The sequence below is a fragment of the Pseudomonas sp. Pme6b genome, from assembly GCF_058129925.1.
Genome location: NZ_CM176704.1, coordinates 954,866 through 970,335 on the forward strand (window position 1 = coordinate 954,866; position 15,470 = coordinate 970,335).

Here is a 15,470-nt window from a genome sequence, read left to right on the forward strand (position 1 = left end):
CCTTTGAATTGGTACAGTGTCGCATTCAGGCGCATGTCATTCGTGGCAGCCAGGTCTCTTGTGCCGAATAAATAAAGCGTTTTTTTCGGAAGTATTCAATGTCTTCAAAGGTGCCTCTTCAAGGTACGGAAATTCCGTCGGGCTTCTCGTTATTTTCTTTATTGAGGAAAGGCAGCCCTCTGATCGTTCAGTGGATGTCGACGATTTACGGCGCTGCGGTGTCACTTGGGCTTTCAATTTTCCTGGCACGTAGCATGGGGCCAGATGCGTTTGGCGCTTACACCTACATTTATGTTCTGGCGATGTTTTTGGCATTGATCCAGGACGCAGGCATCAAGACCCTGCTGCTGCGCGAGAGAACATCCCCTACTGCTGCGCTGAAGACCTCGAATCAAACCCTGCCAAGCCAGGCGTTGCTGCACCTTGTAATCAGTAGCATTGTGCTGATGCTCGGCTCTTATCTGGCGTCTCGCTGGCTGGATGGCCTGTCATTAGCGGCCGCAGTATTTTGTTTTGGCGCAATGACGCTGGTGACCTGGTTATCATCATGGTTCAAAGGCGTCGGCGATTTTGGCAAGGACGCATTTTTTCTGATTTGCGCGCGGAGTCTGAGCGTGCTGATGATCCTGTCCAGCATCGCTATCTTCGGCCTGACACCCGTCGCGATCTTCTCTTCCTGGGGGCTCGGCCTGCTGCTGACGTTCGTTTGGTTTCGGCGAGATTTGCCCCCGCTGATCAAAGCACCCCTGATTTTGCCCGTATGGGCTTACCGCAGTGCGTTCGTCTTTCTGTTGCTAGACCTGCTTACAACGATCTACCACCGCGTAGACATCGTCATTTTGCATAGCGTGCTGGGTTATGTCCCGCAGGTAGGTTCCTATGCCGTTGCTTGCCGGTTGATCGACGGTGTCATGCTCCTTGCTACTCCTATCGCGTTAGTGATGTTCCGACGCATGCGACATCTAGCGGAAACGCCCGACGGTAGCGTTGATTTCAGCCGTAAGGCGATTCTGATTGCTTTTGCGATTGGTGCGTTGCTGGCAGGTATTGGCTGGATGTCAGGAGGGTGGGGAGTTGGCTTGCTTTTTGGTAGTGTTTATGTGGACGAAACGCAGCCGATCATGGGCTGGTTGTCGATTTCATTGTTGTTCGCTCTGCCAAACTTTGTTCTTACGCAATGCGCAGTTGCAACTCATCAAGAGCGTTTTTTCCTGGTCAGCGCTGCATTTTCGTTACTCGTTAATGTATGCCTTAATGCGTGGCTTGTTCCATTGCACGGGGCGCTGGGGGCTGCATGGGCAACTGTCTGTTCAGAGGCCATATTGACTCTCTGCCTGTTGCTTGGCGGTATGCTCGCAGTAAAGCACGACACGTCTGCTCAATAAGGCCCTCGGGGATTATCAGTTTTTTTGTGTTCGGGCTGGTAAATCGGTCTCCGTACAGGATCGCAAATTGATTCATTGCCACTTTCCAGTCGTGTGCCGCATGACCCCAGTTGGCGGTGATGTTGCGCAACCCAAGCCATATCAGTTTCGTCGCGGCCTCATCGGTCGGGAAGTGCCCTCGAGTCTTGATGATCTTGCGTAACTGGGCATTGATGCTCTCGATGGCATTGGTCGTGTAAACCACTTTGCGGATGCCCGCCGGGAAAACAAAAAACGGTATAACCCGATCCCAGGCGCGACGCCATGCAGCAACCACAGTCGGATACTGCTTGCCCCAGGGGCCCGCTTCAAAGGCGTTAAGCTCTTGCTCAGCCTGATCGCCTGGTAGATCGGCTTGAGTGCTTTGGCCAGTGCCCGACGTTTATCCCAAGCGGCATAGTCCAAGCTGTTGCGGATCAGATGCACGATGCAGGTTTGCAGCGTCGTGGCAGGAAAAACCGCCCCCAACGCCTCCGGTATTCCTTTGAGGCCATCCGTGACGGCGATCAGAACATCTTCAACGCCACGAGTCTTGAGGTCGTTGAACACCTTCATCCAAAACTTGGCACCCTCGGTGCTCTCGATCCATATACCCACAATGTCGCGCGTGCCATCAGGTAATACCCCCAGCGCCAGATAAATAGCCTTGTTGCACACTAACCCCTCGTCCCGGATTTTGACCCGTAACGCATCGAAGAAGATCACCGGATACATCGGTTCCAAGGGTCGTTGCTGCCAAGCGCTCACCTCTTCCATGACCGCATCGGTGACTGAGCTGATGAAGTCATGGGACACGTCAGTTCCATACTGCTCAGACAGAAAAGCGCGGATCTCACGCACCATCATGCCCCGGGCGTACATGGCAATTATCTTGTCGTCGAAGCCTGTAAAACGGCGTTCGTGCTTGGGAATCAGGATCGGGGCGAAGCTACCATCGCGGTCTCTGGGGGTATCCAGGCGAAGCGGCCCGTCGTCGGTCAGAACCGTCTTGCTGCTTTTGCCATTACGCTGATTGGTCGACTCCTCAGGGCGCTCCGCGCCCTGAGGGTAACCAAGGTGGTGACCCAGCTCGGCGCCTAGCGCACGCTCGATCAGAGCCTTCTTGAACGCCATGGACGCGTCTTGAATGGCTTCGGCGCTCATCGGGCCTTTAACAAACTGCTCAATCAGCTCTTGGGGAATCGAGGGCAACTCCCTCGCTGTTGCATTGGCGGACTTCTTTTTGGTCGGCATACATGCACCTTAAGGATGCTCCGATCAACTTGCCGCGCAGCGGTGGCAAGCCGTAATTTGCCAGGCACATAGCGCTATTTTTCTGAAAACGGTCTGATGCAGTGTGAGTCGAGCGCGTTTTTCGCTCGGTTTTCCGTGTTAAGCGCGCAACTCACCCAAACCCATTAGTCGCTTTCGAGCCATCCACAGGTTCGACAGGGCGAACAGCGTGGTCAGTTGGGCCGTGTTTTTCATCAGCCCACGAAAGCGTACTTTCACGTAACCAAACTGGCGCTTGATGACCCGAAACGGATGCTCGACCTTGGCGCGTGTCTGCGCTTTGCAGTACTCGATCTTGCGCTTGGCTTTGTACAACAGGCTGCGTTTGTTCAGCTTGGAATACGTGCTGCGCCGCGCCGCGATTTGCCAGATCACGTTACGATTTTCGTGCTCTTCACGCTTCTCGACACCGGTGTAGCCAGCGTCCGCATAGACCGCGTTTTCTTCCCCGTGGAGCAGTTCGGCGACTTGAGTGACATCGGCCACATTGGCCGCAGTGCCATGGACGTGATGAACCAGTCCAGACTCAACGTCAGCGCCGATGTGGGCCTTCATACCGAAGAAATACTGGTTACCCTTCTTTGTCTGATGCATCTCGGGATCACGCTCGCCGTCTTTGTTCTTGGTCGAGCTTGGGGCATGAATAATGGTGGCATCGACGATGGTGCCCTGGCGCAGCGACAGGCCTTTTTCCTGCAAATAACCGTTGATGACCGCGAGGATTGCAGGAGCCAGTTGATGTTTCTCCAGCAGGTGCCGGAAGTTCATGATCGTGGTGTCTTCCGGTATCGGCGCACTCAACGTCAGGCGTGCAAACTGGCGCATGGGGGTGATTTCGTAGAGCGCTTCTTCCATGGCCGGATCACTCAGGGAGAACCAGTTCTGCAGCAGGTGAATGCGCAGCATGGTTTCCAGCGGATAAGGTTTTCTGCCACCGCCGGCCTTGGGGTAGAACGGTTCGATCAGGCCCAGCAGACCTGTCCAGGGGACGACCTGATCCATCTCGGCGAGGAAGCGTTCGCGGCGTGTCTGCTTGCGCTTGCTGGCATATTCGAAATCGGAAAAGCTCATCTGGCTCATGGGAGGCTCGGATCAGGTGGTCAGGCGATTTTCGCATAACCGGGACTTGTTCGGAGATTCCTTAGAATTCGAATTGACCGAGTCAATGCTGATGATCGATCCCGAGTCGGCGGTTAACATACTTCGAGATATAAAATCGTATGGTATAAGCCTTTCGGTCGATGATTTCGGAACGGGCTATTCGAGTTTGGCTTACTTGAAACGATTCCCTCTTGACGCCCTCAAAATTGACAGGGCGTTCATAAAAGATATAACGAGCAATCATGAGGACGCCGCTATCACCAGAGCGGTCATCGTGTTGGCGCACGAATTGGGTCTTAAAGTCATTGCAGAAGGCGTCGAAACAGTCGACCAGTTAGCGCTGCTTGTGACGTATGGCTGCGATCAAATGCAGGGTTATCTTTTTAGTAAGCCTGTCATCATTGAAGAGTGTGCTTCTATGATTAAATCGTCACGTAGTCTGAAACTGTTGGACATACCTGCTTGAGAACCGCGAGCATGAGAGTTATTCGTAGCAAAGACTTCACCGCACTCAAGCTTGGGCAAGCAACGCCACCAATACTAGATTTCCTTTCACTGCATTTCCTTGCCTGAGTTATTTGAGGGCGTGATTATCAGGAACCTCAGATTCAAGGGCAATGCTTGATAGCCAGCGGGTCCTACATCCTCAGCGCTATAGCCTCTGCCACAAGACACTCCAGTGCAAACTGCTCGGTATAGGTCATCTGAATCGGCGTGGTTTCGCCTTTGACGGTCCTTTCCCCATCCAGAATGTAGCGAATGCGCTTGTCAGTCACACCAATGCGTTTTGCGATCCACGAAGGTGTTTGTCCGATGCGCGAAATCAGCTTGTCGGCATATTCGGTGGACGGGTTATAGAGTTCTGCGTTGGGTGTCATGGGGTGTCCAGATGAAGGTCAGGCGCTGTATGTCAGGGGAGTATGCAGCACGATGGGGTATTCGTCGCCATTGAGGTTGGCAACCCACGCGGTCTTGCAGAGACAGGTACATTGCCTTCGCGAGCAAGCTCGCTCCCACAAGAGCCTGTCTCCAAGAGCAAGCCGGGCGACGTAATTCAATGTAAGTGGCAGATGGGGCGATCCTTCGCCCGCTTTCAGTCAGCATCAATCAAAGTTTCACGCCCAGTGTTACAAACGCGCTGCGTGGCGTGCCCACCTGCAGAATCTGCAAATTGCCCGCCGGGTCGGTCGCTGCGCTGGCGTCGGTGTTGAGGGTGGAGATGTAACGCTTGTCGAACAGGTTGACCATGTTCAGCGAGACGGTGGTGTCTTTGACGGCGCCGAGTTTGCCGAAGTCGTAACCGAGGTTGGCGTTCGCTACCCAGTAGCCGCTGACACTGGAGTCGTTGGTGTAAGTGTAATAGCGCTTGCTGATGTAGTTGCCCTGCATGCCGGCATTCCAGTGCTCCCAATTCCAGTCCAGGTTGCTGGAATACATCAGCTTGGGCGTATCGACGACGGTTTTGCCTTTCACATGAACGGTGCTGCCGCCGCTGGCATAGTCGTCGTCATAAGTGCTGTGGTTGTAGGACATGGAGTTGGACCAGCGCCAGTGCTCGTCGGGCGTCAGGCCGAATGACAGTTCCAGGCCCCGACTGGTGACAGAGCCGACGTTGGCAACGCCGTTCTGGCAGATGACGATGCCGGTACAGTTGGTGATGGCCACCAGGCGATTGTCGAATTTGGTGTTGTAGACCGCCGCGGATGCCGAATACAGCTTTGTGCTGCGGCGCACGCCCAGTTCAGCGGTTTTCGAGGTTTCGGGTTTGAGGTCCTTGAAGCCGTTCTGCGCATCCACTGCGGTCTGCGTGGTGAAGAACGGGCTGTAACCGCCACTCGGAAAGGCCGCCATGTTTTCCGAATAAGACGTGAACACTTCATCGCTGTCATTGAGTGTGTAGGTTGCGCCCACTTGCGGCAAAAACCTGTCCCGCGCTTCCAGCGAACCGCTGGCATAACCGCCGCCTTTACCTTCGGCAGTGGAGGTGGTGACAGTGTTCTTTGCGCCGAACTCAAGCTTGAGACGGTCATCGAGCAGGGTATAGGTGTCGCGCAGGAAAAACTGTCGGGTCAGGTCGTTGTAGCTCTGGTCCAGTACTGTCGCCGCCTGCCTCAGGCCATTGGTTTTGACGATATGGTTTTGCGGAGTCGCATTGGTGGTATCGAACAGGTAACGGGCGATGTCGTTCTTGTTCGATTGAATCCAGAACCCGCCCTGAATTTCATGCTGGCTCAGGAAGTAGGTCAGCGAACTCTGGAAGCCGGTTCGATCAATGCCATACACCGTGCTGCGAATCGAGTTGCTGGGGACAGTGGTCGAGCCGCTGGTAAAGATGAACGGATAGTACGAATTGCCCCGGCCCGAGTCATGGTGGTGATAGACCGTCGCGTCCAGCACCAGATCATCGGTGAGCGAGAAATTGCCGAGTTCGTCGTCGCGCAGGCTACTGGCGTTGTAGGTCGCATCGCCTGCGCTGGTTACGCCGCCGGTGTAGATGCCGTTGGCCGCATTGACCGCGCGGGTCCAGTCCGGCGTGTAGTAACTCCAGTTGTAGCCCAGGCGCTGGATGATGCTCTTCGACAGACTGGGCAGATTGGCTTCGTCGTGAGACGAGGTGCTGTGGAAAAAGCTCACGCGGTTTTCGCCGAAGTTGTAATTGACCTTGGCGTTCACAGCGTCGGATTTTTGCGGGTTGTCGTGACCTTTCCAGGCATCGGCGTCGTACTTTTCTCCCGACACATAAGCGGACAGACCGTTGTATTCGCCTGTGTCGACGCGCATGAAAGTGCGCGAGGTGTCGTAACTGCCCAGGGTCTGTGACAGTCGCGCGCCGAATTCCTTGTCCGGATTGGAACTGGTGAACTGGATGGTGCCGCCCAAGTCACTGTTCGATGCCGTGCCCAGCGAACCGATGCCTGGAGCCACTTCGCTGGCGGCGATGTTTTCCGCGATGATCGCCCGGGTGATGCTCAGACCGTTGAAGTTGCCGAAGCTCATGTTGCCAAGCGTGACGCCGTCCAGGGTGTAGCCTAGGTGGTGCATGTCAAAACCGCGCAGGCTGATGCGCTGGCTGCCTTCTTCACGACCCAGCGGGTCGCCGGACTGGAAGTTGACACCCGGTAGTCGTTGCAGAACTTTCAACGGGCTGGTGCCTGCGGAATAAGCGCTTACGTCCTTTTGCGTGACGCGTTGCACCTGCCGGGTTTCGCCCTGGCCAATCACTGACACCGTGCCCAGTGTCACGGCAGCGGTGTCGTCGCTGGCGGGCGCCGTCACTGAGGTGGGCACATCGTCATCGGCCTGAATGAACGGGCTGATCAGGCACAGTGAATTCAATGAAACCAGCAACGCAAGGCCCGTTATCGGGAATCGAGAAGCACGCGGTATCGATCGATTGTTCATGAAAAGGTTTTCCTGGGGCGTCAGGGCGCCGCGCTTGCGACGGGGAATCTGCAGGACGGTGTTAGCGTTGACATGAGTCCAGTTCGCCCTTCAAGACGTACGAGTCCGTCGTGTTTTCGAGGGGCTCGTTTCAACGAAAGGGCTCGTTTGAACTGGGGGTGATATTAATACTCACTGTGTGTATTAATTATGACCAGTGGCGCGTTATCCCGATTTTTCTGCCGGTCAATGCCGACTCGGCGCGTTGGCAGTTGGTCGTAAATTTCATTAGGCAAGGCGTCCGTTGCGATGCTATCTGTCCAGACTCAGTGGGTTCAGCCCAATCGTGAATACGTATTTCCGAAGGCCGGGCAACAGGGCATCACCCTCTGAATCCGCGGTTTGCACCTTGGACTGAAACGGGAGAACTCGATGAAATTGCTTCGTTACGGTGAAAAGGGCCAGGAAAAGCCAGGCCTGCTTGATGCTGCCTACCAGATCCGCGATCTGTCCGCGCATGTCACGGACATCGCTGGCGAGGTGTTGAGCCCGGCAGGCCTTGCCAGCCTGGCCGCGCTTGATCCCGAAAGCCTGCCTTTGGTGGCGGGCCGACCGCGCATCGGGGCGTGCGTCGGGCAGGTCGGCAAGTTTATCTGCATAGGCCTGAACTACGCCGACCACGCAGCCGAATCGCGGATGGAAGTGCCCAAGGAACCCATCATATTCAACAAGTGGACCAGCGCAATTTGCGGCCCGGACGATAACGTCGAAATTCCTCGCGGTTCGCTCAAGACTGACTGGGAGGTCGAGCTGGGCGTGATCATCGGCAAGGGCGGGCGTTATATCGACGAAGCCGTTGCCATGGAGCACGTTGCCGGATATTGCGTAGTCAATGATGTGTCGGAGCGCGAGTGGCAGCTTGAGCGCGGCGGAACCTGGGACAAGGGTAAAGGCTTCGATACCTTTGGTCCGATAGGCCCTTGGCTGGTGACCCGCGACGAGGTTACCGACCCTCACTCACTCGACCTGTGGCTGGAGGTTGACGGTCATCGTTATCAGAATGGCAATACGCGCACGCTGATTTTCAACGTGCCGCAACTGATCGCCTACCTGAGCCGTTGCATGAGCCTGCAACCGGGTGATGTCATCTCCACGGGTACGCCGCCGGGTGTGGGCCTGGGCGTCAAGCCAGAGCCTGTCTTCCTGCGCGCAGGGCAACGCATGCGCCTGGGGATTGCGGGGCTGGGCGAGCAGAATCAGTTGACCGTTCAGGCCGACTGATTCGCTGCCTGCGGGGAGTCGGCAACCGACTCCCTGTTACATAAAAATATCAGCCCTGCACAAACGCCAGCAGGTCTTTGTTGAGTGCCTCGGCATGGGTCACGGCAAAGCCGTGCGGCGCGCCGGGATAGACCTTCAACTCTGCACCCTTGATCAGCTCGGCGGCGCGCTTGCCTGATGCTTCGAACGGCACAACCTGATCACCATCGCCATGAATCACCAGGGTCGGCACATCGATTTTCGCCATGTCCGCACGGAAGTCGGTTGCGGAGAACGCCGTCACGCAATCCAGCGTGCCTTTGAGCGAGGCGAGCAGGGCGATATTCAAGGTCTGGGCCTGTACGCCCTCGGAAACCTTCTGTCCTTTGTTCAGGCCGTAGAACGGCGTGGCGAAATCACTGATGAATTGCGCGCGGTCTTTGAGCAGACCCTCCTTGATGCCATCGAACACTGATTTGTCGACGCCTTCCGGATTGTCGTCAGTCTTGAGGAAAAACGGTGTGACCGAGCCCAGCAAGGCCAGTTTGGCAACTCGCTCGCTACCATATTTTGCGATATAGCGCGTCACATCTCCGCCGCCCATGGAAAAGCCCACCAGCGTCACGTCGTGCAGATCAAGATGCTCGATCAGCTCGGCGATATCGTCAGCGAAGGTGTCGTAGTCATAACCGGTCCACGGCTGGCTGGAACGACCGAAGCCTCGGCGGTCGAAGGCAATGGTGCGATAGCCCCGGCTGCTGAGGTATTCCATCTGGTATTCCCACATATCCGCATCCAGCGGCCAGCCGTGGCTGAACAGTACCGGCTTACCCTCGCCCCAGTCCTTGTAATAGATCTCGGTGCCATCTTTTGCGTTGAACGTGCTCATGCAGATTCCTCTCGATGTCGGGTTGATCGGGCAAGCGCTCTGGTGCACAGGCTCATGCATGCCTTCGGCAGCCGCCGATAATTCCGGCAGTTGGCGCTTTGCATAGTTCAGTCGGGAAGAATGAGCGTACTGTTCTGGCGCAATTTTTTGAAACATCGGCTCATCGTATTTCCCTGCCGGAACCGAACTTGCCGGGCATAAGGGAATCAGTTCCTTGGGATCAAAGCGCGCTTTGGCCTGTGCATGGTTGTATTTGTCCATTGAAGGAGAGAACTGCGTGGCGTCTCAGCTGAAAATCTTGATCCTGTCGGGTCTGCTGCTATTCGCAGGCAGTTTCAATCTCCAGGCAGCCGATGTACCTGCTTTGCCAATGGGCGCTGCGGTGCCGACCGACGACAAGGCGGCCGAAAAGGCCGATGGCAAAGCAGCTGACAAACCTGCAGCGAAAGCGGATGACAAGGCCGCTGAAAAGGCGGATGCGAAACCGGCAGACGGCGGCGAGCCAGCGGCGGCAGAGGCCCCGGAGCTTCTGGTGCAGGGCGGGTTGCTCGGTGCCATCAGTTCCAGCATTGATGACGTCCAGGAAAAGCTCAATCTTGACGACAACCTCTTCGACGCCTGGCAGCTGCGCGCCGACCGTGCAGCCGACGAGCTGGAGAAGCTGGTCAACAAGCGCACTACACGTTCTCCGTGGAGTGTTGCCGGGGACTTCCTCGCCTTGTCGTTTGTCTGGATCGGCTCGTTTGCCGTTCTGACCTCGTTGGGTCGTTTTCTGGCGGTGCGCTTGTGCCGGACGCCGTTCATGCGGGTGCGCGAGCGCAGTCAGGCGCTGCTCAAATACGTGTTGCCGTTCACCTTGCCAGCCATCGTCTGTCTGCCATTGACTCTCTACGTCAGCCACTTCATGCCGTCTTCAGTGGGCCGTGCGCTGGCGCTGTGCTTCGCCTATGCGACCAGCAGTGGCATCGTGTCGACCTCGGTGCTGCTCTGCGTGATTGTGATGTTCAACTCCGGGCACAAGCGCGCCGCGGTACGCATGATTCGCCGCTACGCGCCGAGGCCACTGTTTGTGGTCGGTTTTCTGGCGGCGCTGAGCGATGCACTGACCAGCCCGCAGATCGCCCGCCAACTGGGCAGCAACGTCACCACCAGCGTTGCGGTGTTCACCGGGCTGTTTGCGTCGGTGGTGTTCTGCATGCTGATCATCAAGGTGCGCCGCCCGGTGGCGCACCTGATTCGTAACCGTTCCTTGAGCAGCCGCCTGCAACGGCCAGCACTGCAGCAGTCGCTGAAAATCTTCTCCAACCTGTGGCACTTGCCAATCCTGCTGATGATTCTGGTCTCGGCGATCAACCTGATCGGAGCCGGTGAAGACAGTCAGGAAGCGCTGCGTTGTGCGTTGTTCACCACCATTCTGCTGATCGCCACGGTATTTTTGAGCACAGTGTTCCAGCACCTGTTCAAACCGACCGAGTCCCTGGGGCGCGGCGGGCATGTGTACAAGGCGCGTCTGCTGAGCCTGGTGTACGCGGTGCTGCGCATTGCGCTTGCCATCGGGTTCATCGAGATACTGGGGCGTATCTGGGGCTTCTCGATGTTCGAGTTTGCCCAGCGCAACACGCTGGGTCGCGTGATCAGCGATTCGCTGAGCAGTATCGGCCTGATCTTTGTGGTCACCTGGCTGCTGTGGGTGGTGCTCGACACGGCCATTCAGGAAGCTCTCAAACCACCAGCGAACCATCGCAGTGGCCGCCAGCCGAGCACGCGAATCAAGACCATTCTGCCGCTGCTGCGCAACGCGGTGAAAATCATTCTGGTGGTGATCTGCGCGATCACCACCATGGCCAACCTGGGCATCAACGTTGCACCGCTGCTGGCGGGTGCCGGGGTTGTCGGTCTGGCCATCGGTTTCGGTTCGCAACAACTGGTGCAGGACGTGATCACCGGTCTGTTCATCATCATCGAAGACACTTTCTCGGTGGGCGATTGGGTAGTGCTCAGTACTGGCCACTCCGGATCGGTGGAAAGCCTGACCATCCGTACCGTGCGCCTGCGTGACGGCAAGGGTTTTGTCCATTCCGTGCCGTTCGGGCAGATCAAGGCGGTCACCAACCAGTCGCGGCAGTTCGCTTATGCGTTCTTCTCGGTGCAGTTCACTTATGACTCGGATATTGATGATGCGCTGGCGCTGATCCGCGAAACCGGGCAGTCGATCAGCGATGACATTCTGCTCAAGCACAACCTGCAAGGACCGCTGGAGGTGTTCGGCGTCGACAGCATGAACCTGAACGGCATGGTGTTGACCGCGCAATTCCGCACCTCTTCCGGTGGTCAGTACGCAGTGGGGCGCGCCTTCAACGAGCGCCTCAAGCGTCTTGTGGATAAAAACCCGAACGTGCGTTTCGCGCAGACTTATCCACAGATGGTCATGGGGCCGGGCTTCAACAACCCGCAGGCTGGTGTCGAAGCCGAGGGGCCTCCTGCGCCCTCGGACCCTGCCGCTGCGACACCTTCTGCGCCGACACCTGCACCGCTTGGTTTGCCCAAGGGCAACAGCCCGCCGGGTCCGGCAGCTCAGTAATCAATCGGGCGGCATGAGACGCTGCAACGCATTGTGGCGGCGTCATTGTCCCGCCAGGCTGCGCAACTGTTGGGGGTTGGCAGGCAACGTGTTATGTTTGCAGGCGTTTTTCAATTGTTCGTTTGATTATCTGATACCGAGCCTGCTGACTCTATGCGAATGCGCCTTATGCTGTTGGGCGGCGGGAATGCCCTCGGGCAGGCGCTGATTCGTCTGGGTGCCGAGGAAGACATTGGTTTCCTCGCACCACGTCCACCGCAAGACGGCTGGGACGTGGCGAGCCTCACGCAACTGCTTGATGACACCCGCCCCGATGCCCTGATAAACCTTGCTTACTACTTCGACTGGTTTCAGGCGGAGACCGTGAGCGCAGCGCGCCTGACCCACCAGGAGCGCTCTGTCGAGCGTCTGGCCGAACTGTGTCAGCACCACAACATCACGCTGGTCCAGCCTTCCAGTTATCGTGTGTTCGATGGCTCGCGCGCGACTGCCTACAGCGAAAAAGACGAGCCAGTGCCCTTGGGTCTGCGCGGTCAGGCGCTGTGGCGTATCGAGCAAAGCGTGCGCGCCACCTGTCCGCAACATGTGCTTGTGCGTTTTGGCTGGTTGCTGGATGACAGCGCTGATGGCGTGCTTGGCCGCTTTCTTTCGCGCGCCAAAGAACCCGGAGAGCTGCTGCTGGCCGATGATCGACGCGGCAACCCGACGCCGGTCGATGATGCGGCGCGGGTGATTATTTCAATCGTCAAGCAACTCGATTGCGAAGCGCCGCTGTGGGGCACGTACCACTACGCCGGGCACGAAGCGACCACGCCACTGGCGCTGGGTCAGGCGGTGCTCACCGAAGCACGTCTGCTGCACCCGCTGGCCATTGAATCGCCCACCGCACAGGCTCACGCCGCGCGTCCCGATGCAGCCGAGGAACCGCAGCACGCGGTGCTGGCCTGCAAGAAAATTCTCCACACTTTCGGCATCAAGCCCCGCGCCTGGCGGGCCGGCTTGCCAAGCCTGCTGGACCGGTATTATCGACATGTCTGACGCCCCTGTTCTGATTACGGGAGGTGCGGGTTTCATTGGCTCGCACCTGACCGATGCATTGCTTGCCGACGGGCATTGCGTGCGTATCCTCGACAACCTCTCGGCGGGCAAGCGCAGCAATCTGCCGCTCGACAACCCGCGGGTTGAACTGATCGAAGGCGACGTAGCCGATGCCGAGCTGGTCAAGCGCGCTGCGCAAGGCTGTAAGGCCGTGGTGCACCTGGCAGCGGTGGCCTCGGTTCAGGCGTCAGTTGACGACCCGGTACGCACCCATCAAAGCAACTTCATCGGCACACTGAATGTCTGTGAGGCCATGCGCGAAGCGGGCATCAAACGCGTGATCTTCGCGTCCAGCGCGGCGGTATACGGCAACAACGGCGAAGGCGAAGCGATCACCGAAGACACCACCAAAGCACCGCTGACTCCGTACGCATCGGACAAGCTGGCCAGCGAGTTCTACCTGGATTTCTACCGCCGTCAGCATGGTTTGGAGCCGGTGATCTTTCGCTTCTTCAACATCTTCGGCCCGCGCCAGGATCCGTCGTCGCCGTATTCGGGCGTGATCAGCATCTTTGCCGAACGCATCCAGAAACGCCTGCCGATCAGCGTGTTTGGCGACGGCGAGCAAACGCGCGATTTCTTCTACGTGGGCGACCTGCTCAAGCTGCTGCTGCAGGCCCTGTCACGGGAAAACGCCATCGAAGGTGCGATAAACGTCGGCCTGAACAAGACCACTTCGCTTAACGAGCTGCTGTCGGCGCTCTCGCAAGTGGTCGGGAAACAGCCGGAAGTGAGCTATCAGGCACCGCGCTCGGGCGACATCAAGCATTCACGGGCCAGTAACCAGCGTCTGCTGGAGCACTTCAGCATTGATGAGCCGACACCACTGGTTCGTGGGCTTGAGTTGCTGATGGGGCAATGAGCCCCGCATCGACTGTAAGTGCTGATCGTCCCCAAGCTCTGCGTGGTGATGCATTTCTGGACGCTCTGCGTCCGCTCTTGAGCGTGCGGTGCAGCGCCTATTTGTGACGCAGAGCGTCACGAACTGCATGCCGACGCGGAGCATCGGCACGATAGCCAGGAGTCCGGGCGCGGGTTAAATAACGGCACGATAATCAGGAATCCAGCACGCAGAGTTCAAACCACAAAACACAAAGGCACCCGATAAGGGTGCCTTTGTGTGTGTGGCGCTTGAAGGTGTGCAGGTCAGAACTTGTAACCCACGCCCACCATGTATACCCACGGGTCGATATTCACGTCGACCTTGGTCTTGCCGACGGCCAGGGCAGAAGGGCCGTCCACAGTCGCTTTGGTATCGATGTCGACGTACCAGACCGAGGCGTTGACCAGTACGTTGTCAGTGATCATATAGTCCATGCCCAACTGAGCAGCCAGACCAACCGAGTCCTTGAGCTTGAGGTTGCTGAAACCCTGATCCTTGCGATTGCCGGTCAGGTCGGTATCGAAGAAGGTGGTGTAGTTGATACCCACGCCCGCATACGGTTGAAATTTCGACGAAGGTTCCATCGGGTAGTACTGCAACGACAGCGTCGGCGGCAGTTGCTTGATATCAGCCAGCTTGCCGTCCAGGCCTGGCCCCAGGCCTTTTACTGAAACGGTGTGGCTGAACGGTGTAGCAGCCAGCAGCTCGATGCCGACATGCTGGGTCAGCATGTAAGCGAAGGTCAGACCGAGCTGGTTTTCGCCATCGACAGTGGCTTTGGTGCCGGAGACCTTGGCACCGTCCAGACGGACTTCGCCGCTGTCTTCATTGGGCTGGACGTGCGCAACACCGGCGCGAACGATGAAGTCGCCAGGCTCGTAGGCATGTGCCGCGACCGGGGCGGCGATGGCAAGCGCGACAACAGACGCGCGTAGCAAGTGCTTGTTCATGGAGGCTCCAGAGATCAGTCAAAATTTATGGGCATAATGTTAAAGCGCTGTCGAGCGGCGACTTTGACTCAGCTCAATGAAATCGCTGGGAACCTCGTCATCCTTATGAATCCGGCAACTCGTAGACAAGTATCTTGTCTGCCTGCATCTGATAACCCGCTTCTGCCAGTTCGCTGGTAGACGATTTGGCCTGCATCGGTCCTTCGATCCAGTACGGCTGATACAGCTCATCGACCTTCACACCCAGCTCACTCGTGACATGCACGATCTGGTTCGCTGGCGGCGGCGGCACATGGATGCAGGCACCGAAATACGGCACCAGCAAAAACTCCGTCACTCTGCCTTCCTCACTGACCTCAAGTGGCACGATGTAGCCCGGTAAACGCACCAGCTTTCCATCCAGTGCCTTGACCACTGGCGCATGCGGAGCCAGTTGATGGGCCGCAGGCGCTGCCTCCATGGCCAGTGCATCGGACAGCTTGGACATATCGTGTATCGGAGCCGTTACCGGCTTCACCACGGGTGCATCGGGTGGAATCATGTCATTCCAGGTCAGTTCACGCGGCTCGGCGGCCCACAGTTGAGTGGAAACCGAAAGCAGCAGAGTGAGTAGCATGCGCCGCATCATGAA

11 protein-coding genes and 2 pseudogenes are annotated in these 15,470 nt (G+C 57.4%); 6 read left to right on the top strand and 7 right to left on the bottom strand.

The window, feature by feature from the left end; translation table 11 throughout:
• The first annotated feature begins 98 nt into the window (after nt 1-98).
• A complete protein-coding gene (locus AC4ANE_RS04220) occupies nt 99-1,385 on the top strand; it encodes an oligosaccharide flippase family protein (protein ID WP_031599018.1) in 1,287 nt (428 codons plus the stop codon).
• 31 nt (nt 1,386-1,416) lie between these two features.
• Here the strand turns inward: AC4ANE_RS04220 and AC4ANE_RS04225 are convergent.
• Both AC4ANE_RS04225 and AC4ANE_RS04230 read right to left on the bottom strand, forming a co-directional pair.
• Nucleotides 1,417-2,657, bottom strand: a pseudogene (locus tag AC4ANE_RS04225) (IS256 family transposase); the annotation flags it as partial.
• Between the two features lie 138 nt (nt 2,658-2,795).
• Complete coding sequence (locus tag AC4ANE_RS04230; protein ID WP_044424202.1) at nt 2,796-3,776, bottom strand: IS5 family transposase; 981 nt, start codon at nt 3,774-3,776, stop codon at nt 2,796-2,798.
• Nucleotides 3,777-3,837: 61 nt separating this feature from the next.
• On the opposite strand from AC4ANE_RS04230, the pseudogene AC4ANE_RS04235 reads away from it, so the two are divergent.
• Nucleotides 3,838-4,263 (top strand): annotated as a pseudogene (locus AC4ANE_RS04235) (EAL domain-containing protein); the annotation flags it as partial.
• A 172-nt stretch (nt 4,264-4,435) separates the two neighbouring features.
• Here AC4ANE_RS04235 and AC4ANE_RS04240 read toward each other — a convergent pair.
• Nucleotides 4,436-4,675, bottom strand: coding sequence for a hypothetical protein (locus AC4ANE_RS04240; RefSeq protein WP_003317071.1), 240 nt, complete (start codon nt 4,673-4,675; stop codon nt 4,436-4,438).
• 229 nt (nt 4,676-4,904) lie between these two features.
• Complete coding sequence (locus AC4ANE_RS04245; protein WP_460408722.1) at nt 4,905-7,199, bottom strand: TonB-dependent receptor; 2,295 nt, start codon at nt 7,197-7,199, stop codon at nt 4,905-4,907.
• A gap of 411 nt (nt 7,200-7,610) precedes the next feature.
• Between AC4ANE_RS04245 and AC4ANE_RS04250 the strand changes: the two genes are divergently transcribed.
• A complete protein-coding gene (locus AC4ANE_RS04250) occupies nt 7,611-8,459 on the top strand; it encodes an ureidoglycolate lyase (protein WP_002555446.1) in 849 nt (282 codons plus the stop codon).
• A 49-nt stretch (nt 8,460-8,508) separates the two neighbouring features.
• Here the strand turns inward: AC4ANE_RS04250 and AC4ANE_RS04255 are convergent, their stop codons facing one another.
• Nucleotides 8,509-9,327 carry an alpha/beta fold hydrolase gene (locus AC4ANE_RS04255; protein WP_005734479.1) on the bottom strand — a complete coding sequence of 273 codons (819 nt, stop codon included), beginning with the start codon at nt 9,325-9,327 and terminating at the stop codon, nt 8,509-8,511.
• 277 nt (nt 9,328-9,604) lie between these two features.
• On the opposite strand from AC4ANE_RS04255, the gene AC4ANE_RS04260 reads away from it, so the two are divergent.
• From AC4ANE_RS04260 to AC4ANE_RS04270, 3 genes are all read left to right on the top strand, one after another.
• A complete protein-coding gene (locus AC4ANE_RS04260; protein ID WP_005734480.1) occupies nt 9,605-11,908 on the top strand; it encodes a mechanosensitive ion channel family protein in 2,304 nt (767 codons plus the stop codon).
• A gap of 153 nt (nt 11,909-12,061) precedes the next feature.
• A complete protein-coding gene (locus AC4ANE_RS04265) occupies nt 12,062-12,946 on the top strand; it encodes a sugar nucleotide-binding protein (RefSeq protein ID WP_002555443.1) in 885 nt (294 codons plus the stop codon).
• Nucleotides 12,939-13,868: an NAD-dependent epimerase/dehydratase family protein gene (locus AC4ANE_RS04270; protein ID WP_002555442.1), complete on the top strand. Its 930-nt coding sequence runs from the start codon at nt 12,939-12,941 to the stop codon at nt 13,866-13,868. Before AC4ANE_RS04265 ends, AC4ANE_RS04270 begins: the two co-directional genes overlap by 8 nt.
• A gap of 284 nt (nt 13,869-14,152) precedes the next feature.
• On the opposite strand, the gene AC4ANE_RS04275 is transcribed toward AC4ANE_RS04270, so the two are convergent.
• Both AC4ANE_RS04275 and AC4ANE_RS04280 read right to left on the bottom strand, forming a co-directional pair.
• Entirely contained in the window at nt 14,153-14,839 is a 687-nt protein-coding gene (locus AC4ANE_RS04275; protein WP_002555441.1) for an OmpW/AlkL family protein, read from the bottom strand.
• A gap of 103 nt (nt 14,840-14,942) precedes the next feature.
• The gene (locus tag AC4ANE_RS04280; protein WP_002555440.1) at nt 14,943-15,467 is read right to left on the bottom strand and encodes a DUF3299 domain-containing protein; all 525 of its coding nucleotides are present in this window, start codon (nt 15,465-15,467) and stop codon (nt 14,943-14,945) included.
• Nucleotides 15,468-15,470 lie beyond the last annotated feature (3 nt).